Source organism: Brevibacterium sp. UCMA 11754 (genome assembly GCF_021532275.1).
Lineage (GTDB): Bacteria > Actinomycetota > Actinomycetes > Actinomycetales > Brevibacteriaceae > Brevibacterium.
Genome location: NZ_JACBOT010000001.1, coordinates 434282 through 455661, shown reverse-complemented (window position 1 = coordinate 455661; position 21380 = coordinate 434282). Strand labels below are relative to the sequence as shown.

Sequence of the window (21380 nt, the reverse complement as noted above, 5' to 3'; positions counted from 1 at the left end):
GCGAGTTACAGGTTGAACTGGGGTTTGTGGGCGCCCTTGAGCAGCTGCCGGGCAACGACGACGCGCTGGACTTCCGAGGTGCCCTCATAGATGCGGAACAGGCGAGCATGGCGGTAGAAGCGTTCGACGGCGGACTCACGCATGTAGCCCGTTCCACCCTGGATCTGCACACCCTTGTCGGCAATGCGACCCAGAGCCTCGGAGGCGAAGAGCTTTGCAGAGCTGGGTCCGAGCTTCCGGTCCTCATCGGCATCCCAGCGTTTCGCAGCGGCGAGTACGAGAGCCTTGGCGGCGGCAACCTCGGTGTAGATGTCGGCGAGCATGGCCTGGATCAGCTGGAACCGGGCGATGGGCTCTCCACCCTGTTTCGCCTCGGCGGCATAGCTCACGGACTCGTCGAGGATGCGGGTGGCCTGGCCGACGCAGATCGCGGCGATGTGCAGGCGGCCCTTGTTCAGCGAGGCCATCGCGGCGTAGAAGCCCTTCTCCTCCTCACCGCCGATGAGGTTGGCGGCGGGCACACGGACGTCGTCGAAGAAGATCTCCGAGGTCCAGGCACCGGCTTGGCCCATCTTGTTGTCATGGGTTCCGACCGTGACGCCGGCCGTCTTCGTCGGGACGAGGAAGACGGAGATGCCCTTCGAACCCCGCGCGTTCGGGTCGGTGCGGGCGAAGACCATGAGCACGTCGGAGGACTCGGCGTTGGTGATGAAGCGCTTGCTGCCGTTGATGACGTAGTCGTCGCCATCGCGCACGGCTCTGGTGCGCATGCCCGAGGGGTCGGATCCGGCCTCGGACTCGGTCAGAGCGAAGGAGGCGACGACATCGCCCGAGGTCAGCTGCGGCAGCCACTGACTCTTCTGCTCGTCGGTGCCGTAGTTGACAAGGACCTGCCCGGCGATGCCGTTGTTCGTGCCGAAGACGGACCGGAACGCCGGTGTCGTATAGCCGAGCTCCATTGCCAGCTGCGCGTCCTGTTCAGCATTCATGCCCAGCCCGCCGTACTCCTCGGGCAGCGCCCAGCCGAAGAGACCCATCTCGGCGGATTCCTTGATGATCGACTCCGGGATGGCGTCGTCGGCCTCGATTTCGAGTTCGATGGGGACGACCTTCTCGCGGACGAATTCGCGGACGATCGAGAGGACGTCATCCAGTTCCGAAGTATCCATGCTTCGCTCTCCTTGTGTGGTGAGGTGGTGAGGTGGTGGTGCTGTCGCCGAGGTGGGGGCGGTGCCCTTTGTCGCCGAGGTGGGGCTAGAGGCTGTCGATCCAGGCGCGGACCTGATCGGAGTCGGCCCCGAGTTCCGGTGGTGCGAGGTCGTAGGAGACCTCGGACTTCGCCAGCCGGATCGGGTTGCGGATCGTGGGAATGATGCGCTCGCCTTGACCGGTCTCGACGATCGGGTCGAGGCCGAGATCCCGGGCGCGCTCGACTCCTTGGGAGATCGAGTTGATCGGGGCGCAGGGCAGGCCCACGGCCGTGAGCTTCTCAAACCATTCCTGGGCCGTGTGCTGCTGCAGGGCTTCGAGAAGTTCGGGTTCGAGTTCGTCACGGTTGGCGTTGCGGGTCTTGGCCTTTGCGAAGCGTTCGTCTTCGGCCCAGTCTGGTCGCCCGAGGGCTGTGGCGAGGGCGGCGAACTGGCCGTCGTTGGCTGCGGCGACGATGAGTTCGCCGTCCTTCGTGGCCATCGGCTGGTACGGGTAGAGGCTGGGGTGGGCGTTGCCCATGCGCGTCGGTGTCACACCTGCGGCGGCATAGGCTCCGGACTGGTTCGCCAGGCCCGACATCGCGGAGGACATGAGGTTGGTTTCGACCAGCTGGCCCTCGCCGGTGAGGTTCTTGTGCTGGATTGCGGCCATGATCCCGATCGTCGTGTGCAGACCGGTGATGACGTCGAAGACCGCGACGCCGGCACGGTAGGGGGAGCCGTCGGGGCTGCCGGTGACGCTCATGAACCCGGACATGGCCTGGACGAGCAGATCGTAGCCGGGCAGCGCATTGTGGGCGCCGAAGCCGGTGACAGAGGCATAGATGACCTCTGCGTTGGGCACGGGGTTAGAGGTGGAGACCGAGTCGTAGTCGAGGCCGAACTTCTTCAGACCTCCCGGTTTGAAATTCTCGACGATGATGTCGGCACGGGCCGCGAGCTTCTGCGCCACGGAAAGTTCATCGGCATCGGAGAAGTCGAGCACGATGTCGTACTTATTGCGATTGATCGACAGATAGTAGGTGGCATCGTCATCGCGGACCGGTGGGCTCCAGTTCCTCGTGTCGTCACCACCTGGGCCTTCGACCTTGATGACCGTGGCGCCGAGGTCGGCGAGCATCATCGTGGAATAGGGGCCGGCGAGGACACGGGAGAAATCAACGACGACTTGGCCCGAGAGAGGACCGTTGCCGGCGCGAGGGAGGAACTCGGCGATGGATTCGGCCTGATCTCTCGCAGTCGTCCCGTGGTCCGCTGGTGCCTGGCTCGTGGCTGTCTCGCCATTCATCGATGAACGCTCCCGGTGATTCTGCTCGACTCTGAGGTTCCTCAGAGTGTTTCACCCCACAATATAGCAATGTGAGTAATAATGAGAAGTGATTGTTATCTTTAATGGTATTTAAACGGATGCAGGATCTGTGTGCGGTCGTAGGTAGATGGAGAGCAGAACATGATGGAGATTCAGCAGGTGCGTGCCTTTCTCGCCGTCGCCGAGGAGCTGCACTTCGGCCGTGCCGCTGCGCGGCTGGGTGTGCTCCAACCTCCGCTGAGTCGCACGATCCGTGCTCTCGAGGACGAGCTCGGGGTCTCCCTGTTTCAGCGCACGACCCGGAATGTGAGACTCTCGCCGGAGGGTGAGGCGCTGATCGAACCTGCGAGAAAAATGCTCGAATACCAGGGTCTTGCGGTCGATTCCGTCCAGCGGGCGGCAGCGGGGGAGACCGGGCGCATCAGCTTCGGTTTCGCCAGGTCTTCCTCGCGGGCTCTGGCAGCTGCCCTGGTGACAGCCTCGCGAGGACGGAGTCCGGGCATCGTCTTCAGCCTCGAGTCCAATGTCTTCGCCGAGGAGGGCCTGGCCGGGCTGGTCGACGGAACCCTCGATCTCGCCTTGGTCAGATGGGACAAGCAGCCGCCGGGGGTGACGGGGCGACCGGTCATGATCGAGCGCCTGTGCGCCGCCCTGCCCGAAGGTCACCGGCTGGCAAGACGTTCCTCCCTGCGCGTGGACGAACTTGCTGACGAAGACTTCATCACCCTGCCTGCCCATCCCAGCTCGACGCTGCGAGAGAACACCCTACGACTATGCCACGAGGCCGGCTTCACGCCTCGCCTGGCTCAGGCGGCGCCGGATTCGCAGACGATCGGAGCCCTTGTTGCAGCAGGACTGGGTATCTCGATCACCTTCGACTCGGTCTCGGCGAATACGCGTGAGGCGGGAACCGTGGCCGTGCCCCTCGACATCGAGCAGGATCCCTCGACTCTGTACCTGGCGCACCGGACCGATCATGGCAAGGCCGCCCTGGACGTAGTGATCGACCTCGCCGAGGAGGTCTTGCCGACAGTGGGCTAAACCACTCCGGACGTGCTCGCCCCGCGGATCACAACGTCGCGTTCCAGGCATCGAGGCGCTCGCGCAGCAGCTTCGCAGTGATGTCGGTCCGTCCGATCCCGTGATAGTTCGGCAGCCAGGTCTCAACGCGGTCGTGTGCCCGAGCGGCGGCTTGCACATCCCAGGCGTTGATATCGCTGATCGGGCGGCCCAGGAGTCGTTCGTACTCTGCGAGAAAGAGTTCAGCCGCCTCGGGGGAGCCGAGGAGGACGAGATCTTGTCGGCACCAGGCGACGTCGACACCGGGTGGGCCGCATCTGGCGCCTGACCAATCGACCACTCCGGTGAGGCGAGCCCCCTCCCAAAGCGCATTTCCGCACCAGAAATCTGAATGGGTGAGCACAGCCTCGTTCATGCCCAGGCGGTCCCATTCCCGTTGGGCTCGCTTGATGATCGGAGCATGCCCACGAGGAGGTTCTGCTGGAGTCGGTCGCAGTCCGGTGCCATCGATTTCGTGAATGTGCACGAGTGCAGCCGCCATTTCCGTGGCCATCGTCATCGGCGAGAGGCCAGGAGGCGGCGTACTGCCGACAACCCGTGAGGTGACGATGAGGGGATTCTCGAGTTCGGTGCTGGCCGCGACCAGGTGAGGGACCCAGACGCCAAGTGCGGATAGTCTCTCTGAGATCTCGGCTTCCCGGACGGCCGCATCGTGGTGTGCCGGAAAGGCTCGAACCACCAGTTCGTTCTCACCGTCTGTAGTGAGGATGGTGGTCGCGTGCTGACCGCCGGTGAACTCTTCAAGGAACGTCAGCTCTCGCCCCAGCAGTGAGGAGGCCGATCTCATCGCACGTAGCTGAGCTTCAGTCATGATCGCCATGGTATCGAGGGGCGAGCATCCGCTTCAGTCCAGCGGCGTATCGCCGGGCCATCATCCCCTGCGCTGCAACGGACATCGGAGCGAAGGCTCTCAGCAGCGGGTGTCCGGGAACGGATTCCGAAGTGATGGAGACGCCGAGGCGACCGTCTGATCCGAGGGACACGAGGTACGTCTGCTCCCCCGACTCGAGGTGCCCGGGCAGAGTGCGGTAGACGAAGCCCGCCGCAGATTCTGCGTCGATGACCTCGATGACTTCGCAGGATCCGACCGGCAGCACCAGATCCCGGCCGCGCCACCGCCTCGGCGCCGATGGCCAGACCGGGTTGAGCCACAGGTCGATGATCTGGCCGGGATGCACGCGGCGCGAAGGACGCGCGATGACACCGGCAGACTCCTGCAGCTTCCACGTCAGGATCGCCTCCCGTGCCATCGGGAACAGCTCGGCCGGGCCCAGGTCGAGGGTCTGCTCTAATCGGCTCATCCGTCATCTCCTGATGCTGCCGGCCAACTCGTCCTTGTGATTGTCGGTCGCTCCTGCCTACGATACAAACACAGCACTGAGCGAACGCTCGGTTAACTCGACGGACGATGGAGTTCACGCATGACAGAACACGCCAGCACCCAAGACCAGGCCCATTTCGGCAAGCGATTCGCCGGTCAGGTCGTACTCATCACCGGTGCCAGTCGTGGAATCGGACTCGGCATCGCCAAGCGACTGCAGGCCGAAGGTGCCACCGTCGTCCTCACCGCCCGCAAACCCGAGGCCCTCGCCGAGGCGGTCGCGCAGTTGCCCGAAGGCACTGCCCTGGCCATTGCGGGGAAGTCCGACGACCCCAAGCACCGCGCGGAGGTCTATGACACGATCGCGGAGAAGTTCGGTCGACTCGATGTGCTGGTCACGAACGTGGGAATCAACCCGGTCTACGGTCCGCTCATCGACCTTGACCTCGATGCCGCTCGCAAGATCCTCGACGTCAACGTCATCGGCACGCTCGCCTGGGTGCAGGAGGCAGTCCATCACGAGAAGCTGGGCTTCCGTGAGAACAAGGGACGGGTCGTGAGCATCTCCTCGGTGGCCGGTCAGGTGCCCAGCCCCGGAATCTCCTTCTACGGCATCTCAAAGGCCGCAGTCTCGCACCTGACGAAGTCACTGGCAGTCGAACTCGGACCCGACATCCGGGTCAACGCAGTCGCTCCTGCCGTGGTGAAGACGAACTTCGCCACTGCTCTCTACGAAGGCAGGGAAGAGGAGGTCGCTTCCTCTTATCCGGCCAAGCGGCTCGGCACGCCCGAGGACATCGCCGGTGCAGTGGCCTACTTGGCCTCATCCGACGCCGATTGGATCACCGCGCAGGTGCTCACCGCCGACGGTGGAGTCATCACCGCCGGCGGCAGAGCCTGATCTGCTGACTCCGTCAGTGTGGGCTCGCGTGCGATTTCCTCGACAGAATCGCACGCGAGCCCACAACCACGAACGGAACAGCCGACTCACCGATCGGAACGGCCGACTCACGGGTAACCGCGCTCCATCACGGTGTTTGTCCGCCGTGATCGCAGACACTAGACTTGGCCCCATAAGTTCATAGCCACACCAGCTATAGGAATATAGCCACAGCAGCAACACGCAAAACCACACAATTGAATACTGCCGTTAAGACATGACGTGGGAGAGCTGCTCAACTGTCGCAACCACCGGTTGCCCGAACAGTGCTAAGCAGCGCCGTAGGTGCAATTCCCTCCCCGGGAAACTCTCAGGCCCAGTACCACCGATTGCAGGCATATCTGAAGGAGCCGACTCCGGCCCGATGCGCGACGCCTGGCGCACGTGTTCACGCACGTGCCACAGTGCGCACAGCGGAACGGAGGATCGCGTCCGACAGATCGGGGAGGACCGCCACTGCTCAGTGCGTCCTCCATAGGCGGGCGCGACACCGACCCAAGGACGGCAATTGACCAGTTCACTCGCCCACACAAGTTCACTCGCGCACACCACGGCGCCCACCGGAGACACCGAACGCCCCTTCTCCGACCGGCACATCGGCCCTCGCGCTGATGACACCGCGGCCATGCTGGCCGAACTCGGCTACGACTCCCTTGAAGCACTGTCGGCCGCGGCCGTCCCAGAATCCATTCAGATCGACGGACTCGACCTGCCCACGGGCCGCTCCGAAGCCGAGGTCCTCGATGACCTCCGCGCGATCGCGGGCCAGAACATCATGCGCAAGCAGATGATCGGCCAGGGCTACTACGACACGATCACCCCGGCCGTCATCCGCCGCAACCTGGTCGAGAATCCCGCCTGGTACACCGCATACACCCCCTACCAGCCGGAGATCTCCCAGGGCCGCCTCGAAGCGCTGCTCAACTTCCAGCAGGTCGTCCAGGACCTCACCGGTCTCGACATCGCCAACGCCTCACTCCTCGATGAGGCCACCGCCGTCGCCGAGGCTGTCCTTCTCATGCGTCGAGCGGTGAAGAAGGGGACAACCGTCGTCCTCGACTCCGAACTCCACCCGCAGACCATCGCCGTCGTCCGCGCCCGTGCGAAGGCCATGGACTTCCGCGTCACTGTCGCCGACCTGGCCGAGGGTCTCGCCGGCGAGGACATCTTCGGCATCGTCTGCGCCCAGCCCGGCACCACCGGCGTCATCCGCGACTTCGCCGAGGCCGTCGACGGCGCCCATGACCGCGGCGCACTCGTGACCTTCGACGCCGACCTCCTGGCCCTGACCCTGCTCAAGGATCCCGCCTCCCAGGGTGCCGACATCTCCGTCGGCTCGGCCCAGCGCTTCGGCGTCCCCCTGTTCTTCGGCGGACCCCACGCCGGGTTCATGGCCGTGAAGTCCGGCCTCCAGCGCCAGCTGCCCGGCCGCCTCGTCGGCGTCTCCAAGGACGCCCAGGGCAAGCCCGGTTACCGTCTGGCCCTGCAGACCCGTGAACAGCACATCCGTCGCCAGAAGGCGACGTCCAACATCTGCACCGCCCAGGCCCTGCTGGCCAACGTCGCCTCGATGTACGCCGTCTATCACGGCCCCGTCGGCCTGACCCGCATCGCCTCCCGCATCCACCGCCTGGCCCAGGCCTTCGCGACCGCCGTGAACACCGCACCCGGCGCCGAGGTTCTCAGCCGTGAGTTCTTCGACACCGTTGCCATCCGCGTTGCCGACGCAGAAGCAGCCCGAGTCGTCGCAGAGCGCGGCGGCTACAACGTCCGCGTCATCGATGCCGACACCATCGGCGTCTCCTTCGGCGAATCCCACTCGGTCGCCGATGCCAACGGACTGCTCGACGCACTGGGCATCATCGCCCGGGTCGATGAAGCGAACTTCGAAGCCGCCTCGGCGGGGACATTCGGAGCCAACCACGTGCCGACCCCGGCCTTCGCCGAGAGCTTCCACCGCACGACCGAGTTCCTCACCCACCCGATCTTCAGCGCACATGGCTCCGAGACCTCGATGATGCGCTACCTGCGCACCCTGGCCGACCGGGACCTGGCGCTGGACCGGACGATGATCCCGCTGGGCTCGTGCACGATGAAGCTCAACGCCGCGGCAGAGATGGAACCCATCACCTGGCCCGAGTTCGCCTCCATCCACCCCTTCGCCCCCGTCGAGCAGACGCACGGATGGCGCACCCTCATCACCCGACTGGAGAATTCGCTCGTCGAGGTCACCGGCTATGACCGGGTGTCTCTGCAGCCCAACGCCGGCTCCCAGGGCGAACTTGCCGGACTGCTGGCAATCCGCAACTTCCACGTCGCCAACGGTGACTCCGACCGCGACGTCGTGCTCATCCCGCAGTCGGCTCACGGCACGAACGCCGCCTCCGCGGTCCTGGCCGGACTCAAGGTCCAGGTCATCGCGACGGCCGAGGACGGATCGGTCGACATCGCCGACCTCGACGCGAAGATCGAGAAGAACGCGGACAAGCTCGCCGCGATCATGATCACCTACCCGTCGACCAACGGCATCTTCGAGTCCGAGGTCCGCGAGGTCTGCGAGAAGATCCACGCAGCCGGCGGTCAGGTCTACGTCGACGGTGCGAACCTCAACGCCATGGTCGGTCTGGCCAAGCCCGGCGAATTCGGCGGCGACGTCTCCCACCTCAACCTGCATAAGACCTTCTGCATCCCCCACGGCGGTGGCGGACCCGGCGTCGGACCGGTCGCGGTGCGCGAACACCTCGCCCCGTACCTGCCCGGCGATCCCACCTCGGCGGAACTCGTGGCCGGGGATGAGGACGCGCACGAGCTGCCGATCTCAGCATCGATGTTCGGCTCAGCCGGCGTCCTGCCGATCAGCTTCGCCTACCTCGAACTCATGGGCGGCGACGGACTGCGCGAGGCCTCCCGTGCCGCACTCCTGGGTGCGAACTACCTGGCGGCCAAGCTCCACGACGTGTTCCCCATCCTCTACTCGGGTGAGCACGGACTGGTCGGACACGAGACGATCCTCGACCTGCGCGAGGCCACCGCAAAGTCCGGTGTCACCGCCGAGGATGTGGCCAAGCGTCTCATCGACTTCGGCTTCCACGCCCCGACCCTGGCGTTCCCGGTCCCGGGCACCCTGATGGTCGAGCCGACCGAGTCCGAGGACAAGGACGAACTCGACCGCTTCATCGAAGCCATGCGCGTCATCCGCGCAGAGATCGATTCGATCGGCGATCAGTACACCTACGAGGAATCCCCACTGGCCGGTGCCCCGCACCCGGCGACCGTGGTGATGGACGACTGGGATGCCAAGTACTCCCGCGAGACTGCCGTGTTCCCGGTCAAGGGACTGAAGGCAACCAAGTACTTCCCGCCGGTCAGCCGCATCGACGGTGCCTACGGCGACCGCAACCTGGTGTGCACCTGCCCGCCGCCAGAGGCCTTCGAAGTCAACGATGAAGAGGACGACTGATGAGTACTGAGAACTCGACGCGCGAGACCCCGCTGCACTCAACCCACGACAAGCTCGGCGCATCCTTCACCGACTTCGGCGGCTGGGACATGCCGCTGAAGTACGGCTCCGAGCTGGCCGAGCACCGTGCCGTGCGTGAGGCCGCGGGAATCTTCGACCTCTCCCACATGGGCGAAGTCCGCCTCACCGGCTCCGATGCCGCCGCGTTCCTCGACTACGCGCTGGTGGCGAAGTACTCGAAGATGAAGATCGGCAAGGCCAAGTACGGTGTGCTGGTCAATGAGGCGGGCTACCTCCTCGATGACCTCATCACCTACCGGATCGGCGACGAAGAGTTCCTCATCGTCCCCAACGCCTCGAACACCCCGACCGTCGTCGCGACCCTGAAGGAACGACTGCAGAACTTCCTGCGGGACGAGTCCCCAGGAGCCGATGCCAAACTCTTCGATGAGTCCGAGGGCACGGCGCTCATCGCCGTGCAGGGACCGAACTCCGAGGCCATCATCCTGCGCGCCCTCGACGAGGGTGCACATGGGGAATTCGGGCCCGCGACCACTGCTGCGGACGGATCAGCGGCCAACGATGCAGCCGTCGACGGCGCCGCCGATGATTCCTCGGTCAACTCGACCGGGATCACCGTCGGCGAGGCGGTTCGGGAGCTGAAGTACTACGCGTGGATGCCGTTGACGATCGCGGGCATCGACCTGATGCTCGCGCGCACCGGCTACACCGGCGAAGACGGCTTCGAACTCTACGTTCCCAACGTCGCCGCCGAGCGCCTGTGGGAGACCCTGACGACGGCCGGCGTCGACTACGGCCTCGTGCCCTGCGGTCTGGCCTCACGTGATTCGCTGCGCCTGGAAGCGGGCATGCCGCTCTACGGCAACGAACTCAGCCTCGAGACCTCGCCCTTCGACGTCGGACTCGGCCGCATGATCGGGTTCACAACGAAGGAGAACTTCGCCGCACGTGAGGCACTGGCGAAGCTGGGAGAGACCGAACCGGCCCGCGTGCTCGTCGGACTCACCTCGGCGGGCCGTCGCGCTGCACGCTCGGGAGCGAGCGTCTTCGCCTCGGCGGACGAGGTCGGTGCCGAAGGTGGAACAGCCGTCGGGACCATCACCTCCGGACAGCCTTCGCCGACGCTCGGGCACCCCATCGCCCTGGCGTTCCTCGACCGCGGACTCGCCGATCCCGGCACGCCCGTATTCGTCGACATCCGCGGCAAGGCGCATGAATTCTCAGTGACCGAGTTGCCGTTCTACAAACGCGGCGAGAACTGATCCGTTGCACCTGGTGCTGATGCCCCCGGTGACTCGTACACTGGGGGCACCTGCTCACCCACACAGCTGTCAATCAAGCAGAAAAGGACTATCATGGCGCAATTGCCCCCACTTCCAGAGAACTTCACCTACTCCGCCGAACACGAGTGGATCAACGCCACCGCTGACGCCATCGTCGGCAACACGGTGAAGATCGGCATCACCGCAGTCGCCTCCGACGCCCTCGGCGAGGTCGTCTACGTGGACCTCCCCGAGATCGGCGACACCGTCACCGCAGGCGAGACCTGCGGTGAGGTCGAATCGACCAAGTCGGTCTCTGACCTGTACTGCCCCGTGACCGGTGAAGTCACCTCCATCAACGAGGCAGCCACGGACAACCCAGGGCTGCTCAACTCCGACCCCTACGGCGACGGCTGGCTGTTCGAAGTCACAGTCACCGAGCTGGGCGAAGTGATGGACGCAGCAGGCTACGCAGAGGCCAATTCCCTCTGACACACCCTCCGACCGATGGGACCGGCTACGGCTGGAACGACGCAGTCCGACCGGGCTGGAACTTCCGGCCGTGGCCGGTCCCATCGATCACCCGAAAAGAATCGGAGTATCTTCCATGCCACTGAGCGTCTTCGATCTCTTTACCGTCGGCATCGGCCCGTCGAGTTCCCACACCGTCGGCCCGATGCGAGCGGCATCGAGCTTCCTCACACTTCTGGGCGACAAGCTCGGATCCGTCTCCAGCATCAAGGTCGATGTGTTCGGATCCCTCGCCGCCACCGGTGCCGGACACGGCACCTTCGACGCCATCCTGATCGGCCTTGAAGGCTGCGCCCCCGATCGCGTCGAAGCCAATGAACTCACCGCCCGCCGGACTCGCATGTCCGAGACGGGCACCATCCTCCTCGGCGACGCTGCCGGTGGCTCTGGTGCCGACGGCGCGGACTCTGCTGGAGGCGGCGTCGAGATCGCCTTCACCGAAGACGATATGGTCAAGCGTCCCCTGACTATCCAGCCCCGCCACACGAACGCCATGACCATCGCCGCCTTCGACGCCGAAGGTCAGACTCTGGCCGAAGAGACCTACTACTCCGTGGGCGGCGGCTTCGTCACCTCCGAGACCGAGTTCCGTGAGAAGGAGCTGGCCGCCGAGGCTGTTGCCGAGTCGGGAGCAGCCGACGCCAGCGAGTTCGCCGTTGCCGATTCGGTCGTCGACGCCGAGCTGCAGTCCTACAGCGAAGAGCTGCCCTACCCGTTCCACTCTGCCGTTGAACTCCTGCAGCGATGCAAGGAGACGGGCATGTCCGTCGCTGAGATCATGCTCGTCAACGAGAAGTCGATGCGCGATGAGGACGAGATCCGCCACGGACTCCTCCACATCTACTCCGTGATGGAGGAGTGCGCCTCGGCGTCCCTTGATCGCTCCGGTTATCTGCCCGGCGGGCTCAAGGTGCGCCGGCGCGCCCACGACTGGTACCTCAAGCTCAAGGCCGAGGATCCCGATCGCGATCCCGGCTACTACCTGGAATGGGTCAACCTCATCGCCATGGCCGTCAACGAGGAGAACGCCTCGGGCGGGCGCGTGGTCACCGCGCCGACGAACGGTGCCGCCGGCATCATCCCTGCCGTCCTCCACTATGCGCTGAACTACGTGGACTCCGTCGTCAAGGGCGGCGAGGCCGCCAAGCACACGGCGATCGTGGACTTCCTGCTCACCTCGGCGGCGGTGGGTGTCCTGTACAAGGAGAGGGCATCTATCTCCGGCGCCGAGGTGGGTTGTCAGGGCGAGGTCGGATCCGCGTCGTCGATGGCTGCCGGGGGACTGGCCGCCATCATGGGCGGAACTCCCGAGCAGGTCGAGAACGCCGCCGAGATCGCCATGGAGCACAACCTGGGCCTGACCTGCGACCCGATCTCCGGGCTCGTGCAGGTCCCGTGCATCGAACGCAACGCGATCGCCGCCGGCAAGGCCATCAACGCCTCGAGGATGGCCCTGTGGGGCGATGGCCAGCACAGAGTCAGCCTCGACGAGGTGATCGAGACGATGCGCCAGACAGGCGCGGACATGAGCTCGAAGTACAAGGAGACAGCGCAGGGCGGTCTCGCCGTCAACGTCGTCGAGTGCTGAAGTAACCCGCGAGGCGGCCATGAGGCAGGCCTCACGTGGCAGCCATGAGGCAGCTTCGCGAGGCAGCTTCGCGAGGCAGCTTCGCGAGGCAGTGGGCCGGCCCACTGCACTGCCTGCCTGTGTGGCCGAGGCCCGACTGTTCTGCTGCCAGCTCTCCTCGGGACCACGGCTGCCAGCCGGGAAGTCCCGGTCAGAGGCTGTGCCGCCATCGAGACCGCGCCTGCGATCCGATACACCGCTGTGTGCACCGGAGTCTGGAAGCTCCGGCGATGTATCGGTCAGGAGCCTCCCCTGGCTGACTATTCCTGCATCGCCCAAGGCTGGAGCCCCACACCCTGAAAAGTCACCCCGAAGTCATGCTCAGAGGCGACATCGAAACGTGGAACAACCGTGGAACCGTTGTTCCAAACCCCTTGGAATGTAACGAAACGATAACGAAGCTCTGCCCCGGAATGAGCGCGCAGGAGCGCCCTGGCGCATCCCAGAGATGCCATGGGGAAGCCCCGGTTCATGACTTGGGGGACACGCGCGGGAATCACCCCTGAATGTGGCGTGAATCGCCGATTTCGGAGTTGACGCTCATTCTCAGGTCGTTAGGTTTGGGGGCGTGAGAAACGCAGTCGCTGAACCTCAAACAGAAACCGATGTCCGTACTCCAACTATGGAGGACGGACAACACATGTGGAGACTGGCTAAAGATTCGGCCGTTCTCGACCTCAACTCTTCGTACTCGTACATCCTCTGGTGTCGTGATTTCTCGGCAACCTCGACCATCGCGCGAATCGGCGGAGAGCCCGCCGGGTTCGTCACCGGTTACACTCGCCCGGATCGGCCCAACACGCTGATGATCTGGCAGGTCGCAGTTTCGTCGGACTTCCGCGGACACGGATTGGCGAAGACCATGCTCAACGAGCTGGCTGATCGCACCAATGCGCTCCGCCTGGAGACGACGATCACCGATGACAACGACGCGTCAAACCGTCTGTTCCAGTCATTCGCTGAGCAGCGTGACGCAAACTGCGAACGACGTGCGCTGATCACTCCGGATCTGTACCCGGATGGCCACGACACCGAGTACCTGTACGAAATCGCACCACTGTGATGCACCGCTGAGAAGCGTGGTGCCACCAGGCGCCCTGGGGTCAGCTGATCCCGTCTGAGGACGCCGACAGGCGAGCGCCGTACCCGAAACTGATCGGTCGCGGCCACCGCCTAGCCGCTTGCTCACGAGGCAAGCGCGTAATCCAGAAGTCGAAAGGACTCAAGTGATGACCGAAACCTCTAAGACCACAACTCCCGATATCTTCGAAACTCGCGAATCAGCCGTGCGAGGATACTCGCGCTCCTGGCCCGCCACCTTCGCCAAGGCACATGGCGCGAAGCAGTGGGGCGAAGACGGCAAGGAATTCATCGATTTCTTCTCCGGCGCCGGAGCTCTCAACTACGGGCACAACAACCCCGTCGTGATGAACCCTCTGGTCGAGTACCTCCAGTCAGGTGCTGTTCTGCACTCGCTGGATATGAAGACCCCGGCCAAGCGCGAGTTCCTCGAGACATTCCAGGACCTCATCCTCAAGCCGCGCGGACTCGACTACACCGTGATGTTCCCCGGACCAACGGGGACCAATACCGTCGAGGCTGCCCTCAAGCTGGCTCGTAAGGTCACCGGCCGTCAGCACATGCTGTCCTTCACCAACGCATTCCACGGCATGACCCTGGGATCGCTGTCGGTGACCGGCAACTCGATGAAGCGCGAAGGCGCAGGCATCCCGCTGACCAACAGCTCGAAGATTCCTTATGACGACTACTTCGACGGCGAGATCCCTGACTTCCTGTGGCTTGAGAAGGTCCTCGAAGACTCCGGCTCCGGCGTCGACAAGCCAGCCGCTGTCATCGTTGAGACCGTGCAGGGCGAAGGTGGCCTCCGCGCCGCTCGCGCCGAATGGCTTCGTGCTCTGTCCGAGCTGACCAAGAAGCACGACATCCTGCTCATCGTCGACGACGTCCAGGCCGGCTGTGGCCGTACCGGATCATTCTTCAGCTTCGAAGAGGCCGGCATCGAACCTGACATCGTGTGCCTGTCGAAGTCGATCTCCGGTTCGGGCCTGCCGATGGCACTGACTCTCTTCCGTCCCGAGCTTGACGTCTGGGAGCCAGGCGAGCACAACGGAACCTTCCGCGGAAACAACCCCGCATTCGTCACGGCGACCGCCGCGATCAAGAACTTCTGGGCCGACAACACGTTCCAGAACGAATTGGCCGACACGATCGCCGCACTGCACCAGCGCCTCGACTCGATTGTGGAGAAGGCAGAGGGAGCATCCATCCGTGGACGCGGACTCCTCGCCGGACTGCACTTCGAGGACGACGAGGTCGCCGGCAAGGTGGCAGCAGAGGCCTTCGACAACGGCCTGCTCCTCGAGACCTCCGGTCCCAAGGATGAGGTCACGAAGATCATGCCTCCGCTGACCATCTCCTCGCACGATCTGGAGCAGGGCCTCGACATCATCGAGGCTGCTGTGCTGAAGTTCGCTCCGGCCGCAGAACCTGCGGCGGTCTGAGTCAGCTCCCAGCTGAGCGCGAGAGCCTGAAAAACTGAGCTTCGGTTCGCCGAGACTCAACCATGAAACTTGAATGACGCGTTGCCGGTGGATCGGTCGACATTTCGACTGAGACATCGGCAACCCGTCTGATATACCAAACGAGAGGACCACGAATGTACGTAGTCAACCGCGATGACCTCAACGACACAGACCGCGACATCAAGTCAGAGACCTGGCGCAGCCGCCGCATGGTGCTGGGCAAGGAGCGCGTCGGATTCTCGCTCCACGACACCGTGATCTACGCCGGGACGACCTCGACCTTCCACTACCAGAACCATGTCGAAGCCGTGTACTGCGTGCAGGGCAAGGGCACCCTGACCGACCAGGAGACCGGCGAGACCTACCCACTCTCCGATGGCACCATGTATCTGCTGGACGGACACGAGAAGCACACCGTCGTGGCAGACGAAGAGCTGCGCATGGCCTGCGTGTTCAACCCGCCGGTCACCGGCCGTGAGACCCACGACGAGAACGGTGTCTACCCGCTCATCGTCGAAGAGGATTGAGTCATCTCGTGAGCTGAGAAGCTCCCTCGCCGAGGTGGCCGATCGTTGAGTCGGTCACTGACGCAAGCGGTGTTCAGATTCGGTGCTGATGCGCCGAAGGACGTCGTGAAAGGTGGCCACGGAGCCGAGTGAGGCCCGCATTGCGCGGGGCTCGACCTCGGTGCCGTGGCCACCTTTTGCCGATCTCAGGAAGCTTACGGGGTGTCCGCTGACGCGGTGGCACTCGCACTGTGGGAACTGAAGGTGCGCCGGTAGGCACCGGGCGGGACACCGTATTCGACGGCGAAGTGGGTGCGCAGATTGGCCGCGGTGCCGAGTCCGACCCGCAGCGCGATGGTCTCGACGGTCAGATCGGTGCTCTCGAGGAGCTCCTGGGTGGTTTGTAGCTTCTCTCGCCGGAGCCATTCCTGCGGTGAGAGATTGGCACGGCTTCGGAACTGTCGGTTCAAGGATCGGACGCTGATTCCGGCGTATCGTGCCATGGCTGTCACGGTCACCTCGGCGAGGTGTCGGCGGGCCCAGTGCTCGACATCGTCGTCCTTGGCGGCAGCGGTGGGCGGCCGGTAGCGGATATACTGCGACTGGCCTCCGTCTCGGTGCGGGGGAATCACTACGCGACGGGCCACCTCGTTGGCGATCGCGGCCCCGAAGTCCCTGCGCACCAGCTCGAGGCTGAGGTCGATGGCGGCCGCACTGCCGGCAGAGGACCATACGTCGTCATGGACGTAGAGAACACCCGGGTCGACGGTCACGTTCGGATAGAGCCGAGCCAGGTCCTCGGCGTGCATCCAATGCGTCGTGGCACGTCGCCCATCGAGAAGCCCGGCTTCGGCGAGCACGAACGCACCGGAGCACAGCGAAACGATCCGAGCACCCCGGGCGTGCTCGGCAACCAGTGCCTCCAGAAGCGCAGCGGGAGCCCCGTCATGGATGTTCGCACAGGCCGGGACGATGATCGTGTCCGCGTCCTTCAGTGCGTCCAGTCCACGACCGTCGGGCACTCGCATCCCGAAGCCGACCGTGGTCTCTTCTGATGTGCCCACGAGTTCGAAGTCGTACCAATCCGGGGTGAGATCACTCCGATCGATCCCGAAGATCTCAGCGGCACCCGCCAGCTCGAAGAGCGGTACTCCGGGGGTGGCAACGAGGACGACCCGGCATCTGTCCGATTTCTTGCGCATAGCGACGAGTTTGCCACTGACATTCGGTGCGGTCAATGGACAACTCTTGAGATATGGACACGAAGAGTGCAAACACAGGCAAGCTGACGGCACACATCGGATTGGGGCAGGGGGTCGCGCTGTACGTCAGTGCGATCCTCGGGGCTGGGGTGCTGGTGCTGCCTGGTCAGATAGCGAGTTCGGCCGGGCCCGCGTCGCTGCTGTCGTGGGTCTTGGCCTGTGCGATCGGTGCGATGCTGGCTTTGCTGTTCGTGTCACTTGCACGCAGATTACCCGGAGCCGGTGGGATCGCCACCTATGTCGGCCAGGCCTATGGTGCGACTGCGGGCGGTTTGGCAGGGTGGATGTATTTCAGCGCCGGCGCCATCGGGCAGATCGTCGTGCCTCTGACCGGCGGATACTACGTCGCGGAGGCGTTCTCCCTCAGCAGCGCCTTCGCGTACCTCACGGCGGCGGGGATCCTGGCTGTGGCCGTCGGCGCCAATCTTGTCGGTGCGAAGGTCAGCACGGGAGCACGGCTGGGCCTGGCGCTGACCGTGGCTCTGGCGCTGCTGACGACCATCATTGTGGCGATACCGCGAATGGATTCGGATCGGCTGACTCCCTTCGCTCCGCACGGACTGCCCCCGATCGGCAGCGGGGTCATCGTGCTGTTCTTCGCCTTCGCCGGGTGGGAGGCAGTGGCCCATCTCGTCGGAGAGTTCCGAGACCCTCGTCGCGATGTTCCACGGGCGGTCGGCATCACGATCGTCATCGTCACCGTCCTCTACCTTGGAATCGCCGTGGCCGTCGTCCTCACGGGAACGTACGGTTCACCGGAAGCCGATCACATCTCGATCGGATTGCTGCTGCGTGGAGCATTCGGCGGACATGCTGCCCTTGCTGCGGCCGTCATTGCCGTCGTCATCAGCCTGGGCACGGCAAATGCGTTCATTGCTGGTGTATCCCGACTCGGTTACTCCCTGGCGAAGGAGGGGTGGCTGCCCCGTCCGGCGGGGCACGTTTCCGCTTCTGTTCCTGTCGGCGGGGTGCTGGCTGTGGCGCTGGTGGCCTTCGTCGGACTCGGCCTGGCCTGGCTGTGCTCTTGGGGCACCGAGGCTTTGGTTGTCATTCCTTCGACTCTGGTCGTCTTCGTCTATCTGGCGGCCGCCGTCGCAGGGGTCAAACTGCTCAGCGGCAGGGGTCGTGCCGTTGCAATAGTCTCAGCCGTACTCATTGCTGTAGTGGTGCCCTCGTCGAAGGGCTATGTGATCATTCCACTCATTGTGATCGGCGTTGCTCTGACGATGCGTCTCGTGCTCAGGAGGGTGAGCCGGAGTGTGAGTGGGCGCACCGGTGTGAGCGTCGCCCAGCAGGAGCAGGCCTGACTTCATCTGTGATAACGTTCGGTCATACAACTTTCAAGTTTCGAAACCTGACGCTGCCGACAGCACATCCCAAGACTCCAACTCTGGCATTCCCAGTTCTCATCCTCTTCTCTTTGGAGTCATCATGAAGTTCATCAGGCGTGCTCTTGTCTCTGCCCTTGCTGCTGTGGCACTTGTAGTCGGTCCCGCTGTTTCAGCCGAAGCGGCGAGTACATCCTTCGACGTGACCAAGTTGTCGGGCGACAGCGTTGTCGTCTCCGATTGGAACTGCAAGTGGACAAACGTCTACATGAAGCACAAGAAGTCAAAGGTCGACGATTGGGACGTCGACACTGATATCAAGGGCCGTCACGGCTGGACAGATACGGCTTGGTTCTCGGACTACAGCAGTTCGAAGAAGGACCGGATCATGTTCTGTCCATCTTCAGACGGGCTCGGGAAGTACACGATCGGTCCGTCTGAAATCAGGGCCTACTACTACTACTACGGCGGTGCCAGCTACAACGACTACGGCGAAGTCGAGCGCGCCGACTACACCAAAGGCTACTTCTACGTCCGCGGCAAGACGTACGCCTCCCTGTCGACCAAGCGCAGCGGCAAGACCGTCACCCTGACGTCGAAGACGAAGGTCTACAACCCTGAGCACTACGGCAAGGTCAACTACAACCCGAAGGTGAAGTTCCAGGTCAAGTCGGGGAGCAAGTGGAAGACCCTCAAGACCGTGACTGCCAAGAAGGGCAAAGCCACGTACAAGGTCAAGACGAAGAGCAAGAAGTCCTACCGCGTGACCTTCGGCCAGGTGAGCTGGGCAACCGGCGCCACCTCGAAGTCGGTCAAGCGCTGACCTTCCGCGAATGAGGGCGGTCAAGCGATGACCGAGGTCACTCGCGGATTGTCAGGTCTGCCCCGTGCATATATCCGCGGGGCCCTTCAAAAGGACCTAACGCTTCGCCGAGAGGCAGCCCCAATACGCCGAGCTCGGCTGTCTGACGGCCTCCGTATCCTGATGCGCGGAGGTTCTCGTTGTAACGGAGGCGCCCGAGATCCGCATCGGTGACCGTCCAGATGACCACCTGCGGTGGATCATCATTGGTGAACGTCACTCGATGGGAATCGGCCGTGACCGACCATCCGGTCGCCTCGGCGAGGGATTCGGCCAATTCTCTGCGATCCACAGTCATGGGAACTTCCTCCTAGGTGGAGAACATGAAAACCACATCGGGCGCTCTCAGCAAAGGGTGCGCCCGGTGTGGTTTCACGATCACTGTGCCGGCAGCATCACTCGTCGTCCGGGCGTACCTTCTTGCCACGGTCCTGCCAGAACTTCGCCGTGGTGACTTCGTCCGTGCCGTCCCAGGCGTCGACATCGGTGTTGATGCGTTTGAAGGTGGGCAGGTCGCCGCGGCGGAAGATCGGCTCCAGGCCCTGTCGACGTTGCTCCTGGTAGTTCTTCAGCAGGTTGAACACCAGAGGCGAGAGCATCAGCAGTGCGAACAGGTTGATCAGCGCCATGATCGCCATGAAGATGTTTGCCGCGGTCCAGACGATGTCCAGCGCCGCAATTGCTCCGATGAACACCGACACCATCACGATCAGCTGGTATACCCGCAGGGCGGCCTTGCTGGTGGTCAGGTGCTCGATATTGGCTTCGCCGTAGTAGTAGTTGCCGAGAATTGAGGAGAAGGCGAAGAGGAAGATCGCGAAGGTGAGGAAGTGGATCGCCCACTGTCCGAGCTGCCCGCTCAAGGCGGTCTGCGTCAGCTGGATTCCCTCTCCGGAGCTGCCGTACTTGGGGTTCGACAGCAGAATGATGAAAGCGGTGATCGAGCAGACGAGGATCGTGTCGAAGTACACGCCCAGGGCCTGCACGAATCCCTGCTTGGCCGGGTGAGATGCCGAGGCCGTTGCCGCGGCATTCGGAACGGAACCGATGCCGGCCTCATTGGAGAACAGGCCGCGCTGAACGCCAATGAGCATGATCGATCCAAGCGATCCGCCGGCGATGGAGTCCATGCTGAACGCATCGGTGAAGATAGTGACGATCATGTCGGGGACGGCGCCAAGGTTGAGCGCCACGACGATGAGCCCGACGATCAGGTAGAGACCGGCCATGATCGGCACCAGGTATGCGGAGACGTTCGAGATGCGCTTGGCTCCACCAGCGAAGATCGCGTAGGCGCCGAGGGCGATGACCACACCGGCGATGGCTGTGAATGCGAAGTTCGAATCGTCAACGTTGAACGAAGTTCCGACAGCGTCAACGATCGAGTTCGACTGCACCGTGTTGAACACGATGCCGTAGGTGATCGCGACGATGACCGCGAAGACCAGGCCGAGCCATTTCATGTTCATTCCGTGCCGAATGTAGTAGGCCGGGCCGCCTCGGAAGTTCGGGCCATCCTTCATCTTGTAGAGCTGTCCGAGTGCGGACTCAGCGAAAGCGGTGGCACCGCCGACGATGGCAGTCAGCCACATCCAGAACATCGCACCGGGGCCACCCAACGAGATGGCCAAGGCCACGCCGGCAATGTTGGCCGTGCCCACGCGTGAGGCGGCAGAGATGGAGAACGCCCGGAACGGCGAGATGTTCCTATTGCCCTCAGAGTCTCGTCCGCCGGGCTCGACGAGCGTGCGGAACATTTCGGGGAGCATTCGTACTTGGATTACTCCAGTGCGGATTGTGAAATACAAACCAGTGGGAATCAGCACTGCAACAAGAACGTAGGCCGATACGGAATCGATGCCGTCAAGTGCGGTCTGCAACATCTCCATGGAACTGAGCCTCCTTCGGCAATCATGCGATCAGACGTTCGGGCGGATGAAAGCCTGAACTTCCGCTGTGTATGTCCTCAGTCTGCCACCAAGCCGCTCCTGTAGTGCGCAGGTGTGAGGGCGATTGGAGCCAATCGGTGATCGATCGCTTCTGCGCCTTCCTGCTTGCGGGTTCCTGGAATTGTGGCTCAGAGGCTGAAGAGTCAGCGCAATCTGCGGGGTTGGTCGAAG

The 21380-nt window shown here is 63.6% G+C and carries 18 protein-coding genes and 1 riboswitch; of the genes, 11 read left to right on the top strand and 7 right to left on the bottom strand.

Annotated features, from left to right (window positions below; genetic code table 11):
• Positions 1-5: 5 nt before the first annotated feature.
• A complete protein-coding gene (locus tag HX613_RS02040) occupies positions 6-1169 on the bottom strand; it encodes an acyl-CoA dehydrogenase family protein (RefSeq protein ID WP_235343842.1) in 1164 nt (387 codons plus the stop codon).
• An 85-nt stretch (positions 1170-1254) separates the two neighbouring features.
• Positions 1255-2496 (bottom strand): CaiB/BaiF CoA transferase family protein, encoded by a 1242-nt coding sequence (locus tag HX613_RS02035; RefSeq protein ID WP_235343840.1) that lies wholly within the window; start codon positions 2494-2496, stop codon positions 1255-1257.
• Between the two features lie 162 nt (positions 2497-2658).
• Here HX613_RS02035 and HX613_RS02030 point away from each other — a divergent pair, with 162 nt between their 5' ends.
• Positions 2659-3558, top strand: a complete 900-nt coding sequence (locus tag HX613_RS02030) for a LysR substrate-binding domain-containing protein (protein WP_235343839.1) — start codon at positions 2659-2661, stop codon at positions 3556-3558.
• Positions 3559-3586: 28 nt separating this feature from the next.
• Here HX613_RS02030 and HX613_RS02025 read toward each other — a convergent pair whose 3' ends face one another.
• Together HX613_RS02025 and HX613_RS02020 are read right to left on the bottom strand one after the other, a co-directional pair.
• Positions 3587-4408, bottom strand: coding sequence for a phosphotransferase family protein (locus HX613_RS02025; RefSeq protein ID WP_235343838.1), 822 nt, complete (start codon positions 4406-4408; stop codon positions 3587-3589).
• Positions 4401-4898 (bottom strand): DUF1990 family protein, encoded by a 498-nt coding sequence (locus tag HX613_RS02020; RefSeq protein WP_235343837.1) that lies wholly within the window; start codon positions 4896-4898, stop codon positions 4401-4403. Before HX613_RS02020 ends, HX613_RS02025 begins: the two co-directional genes overlap by 8 nt.
• 120 nt (positions 4899-5018) lie before the next feature.
• Between HX613_RS02020 and HX613_RS02015 the strand changes: the two genes are divergently transcribed.
• The 8 genes from HX613_RS02015 (at position 5019) to HX613_RS01980 (ending at position 15829) form a co-directional block, all read left to right on the top strand.
• On the top strand, positions 5019-5819 hold the full coding sequence (locus tag HX613_RS02015) for an SDR family oxidoreductase (protein WP_235343836.1): 801 nt from the start codon (positions 5019-5021) through the stop codon (positions 5817-5819).
• A 252-nt stretch (positions 5820-6071) separates the two neighbouring features.
• Positions 6072-6193: riboswitch (glycine riboswitch) on the top strand.
• A gap of 173 nt (positions 6194-6366) precedes the next feature.
• Positions 6367-9318: an aminomethyl-transferring glycine dehydrogenase gene (gene gcvP / locus HX613_RS02010; protein WP_235343834.1), complete on the top strand. Its 2952-nt coding sequence runs from the start codon at positions 6367-6369 to the stop codon at positions 9316-9318.
• Positions 9318-10601 (top strand): aminomethyltransferase family protein, encoded by a 1284-nt coding sequence (locus HX613_RS02005; protein WP_235343833.1) that lies wholly within the window; start codon positions 9318-9320, stop codon positions 10599-10601. Before gcvP ends, HX613_RS02005 begins: the two co-directional genes overlap by 1 nt.
• A 93-nt stretch (positions 10602-10694) precedes the next feature.
• On the top strand, positions 10695-11093 hold the full coding sequence (gene gcvH, locus HX613_RS02000; protein WP_235343832.1) for a glycine cleavage system protein GcvH: 399 nt from the start codon (positions 10695-10697) through the stop codon (positions 11091-11093).
• A 115-nt stretch (positions 11094-11208) separates the two neighbouring features.
• A complete protein-coding gene (locus tag HX613_RS01995) occupies positions 11209-12720 on the top strand; it encodes an L-serine ammonia-lyase (RefSeq protein WP_235343831.1) in 1512 nt (503 codons plus the stop codon).
• Between the two features lie 661 nt (positions 12721-13381).
• Complete coding sequence (ectA, locus tag HX613_RS01990; protein WP_186293117.1) at positions 13382-13822, top strand: diaminobutyrate acetyltransferase; 441 nt, start codon at positions 13382-13384, stop codon at positions 13820-13822.
• Positions 13823-13988: 166 nt separating this feature from the next.
• Positions 13989-15281, top strand: coding sequence for a diaminobutyrate--2-oxoglutarate transaminase (gene ectB, locus HX613_RS01985; protein ID WP_235343829.1), 1293 nt, complete (start codon positions 13989-13991; stop codon positions 15279-15281).
• A 155-nt stretch (positions 15282-15436) separates the two neighbouring features.
• Positions 15437-15829 (top strand): ectoine synthase, encoded by a 393-nt coding sequence (locus HX613_RS01980; protein WP_101573238.1) that lies wholly within the window; start codon positions 15437-15439, stop codon positions 15827-15829.
• 194 nt (positions 15830-16023) lie between these two features.
• Here HX613_RS01980 and HX613_RS01975 read toward each other — a convergent pair whose 3' ends face one another.
• Positions 16024-17010 carry a GlxA family transcriptional regulator gene (locus HX613_RS01975; RefSeq protein ID WP_235343828.1) on the bottom strand — a complete coding sequence of 329 codons (987 nt, stop codon included), beginning with the start codon at positions 17008-17010 and terminating at the stop codon, positions 16024-16026.
• 53 nt (positions 17011-17063) lie between these two features.
• Here HX613_RS01975 and HX613_RS01970 point away from each other — a divergent pair, with 53 nt between their 5' ends.
• On the top strand, positions 17064-18377 hold the full coding sequence (locus tag HX613_RS01970) for an APC family permease (RefSeq protein ID WP_235343827.1): 1314 nt from the start codon (positions 17064-17066) through the stop codon (positions 18375-18377).
• A gap of 124 nt (positions 18378-18501) precedes the next feature.
• Positions 18502-19221 (top strand): hypothetical protein, encoded by a 720-nt coding sequence (locus tag HX613_RS01965; protein ID WP_235343826.1) that lies wholly within the window; start codon positions 18502-18504, stop codon positions 19219-19221.
• A gap of 37 nt (positions 19222-19258) precedes the next feature.
• Here the strand turns inward: HX613_RS01965 and HX613_RS01960 are convergent, their stop codons facing one another.
• Together HX613_RS01960 and HX613_RS01955 are read right to left on the bottom strand one after the other, a co-directional pair.
• Positions 19259-19558 carry a hypothetical protein gene (locus HX613_RS01960; protein ID WP_235343825.1) on the bottom strand — a complete coding sequence of 100 codons (300 nt, stop codon included), beginning with the start codon at positions 19556-19558 and terminating at the stop codon, positions 19259-19261.
• A gap of 97 nt (positions 19559-19655) precedes the next feature.
• On the bottom strand, positions 19656-21149 hold the full coding sequence (locus HX613_RS01955; RefSeq protein ID WP_235343824.1) for an alanine/glycine:cation symporter family protein: 1494 nt from the start codon (positions 21147-21149) through the stop codon (positions 19656-19658).
• Positions 21150-21380: the final 231 nt, after the last annotated feature.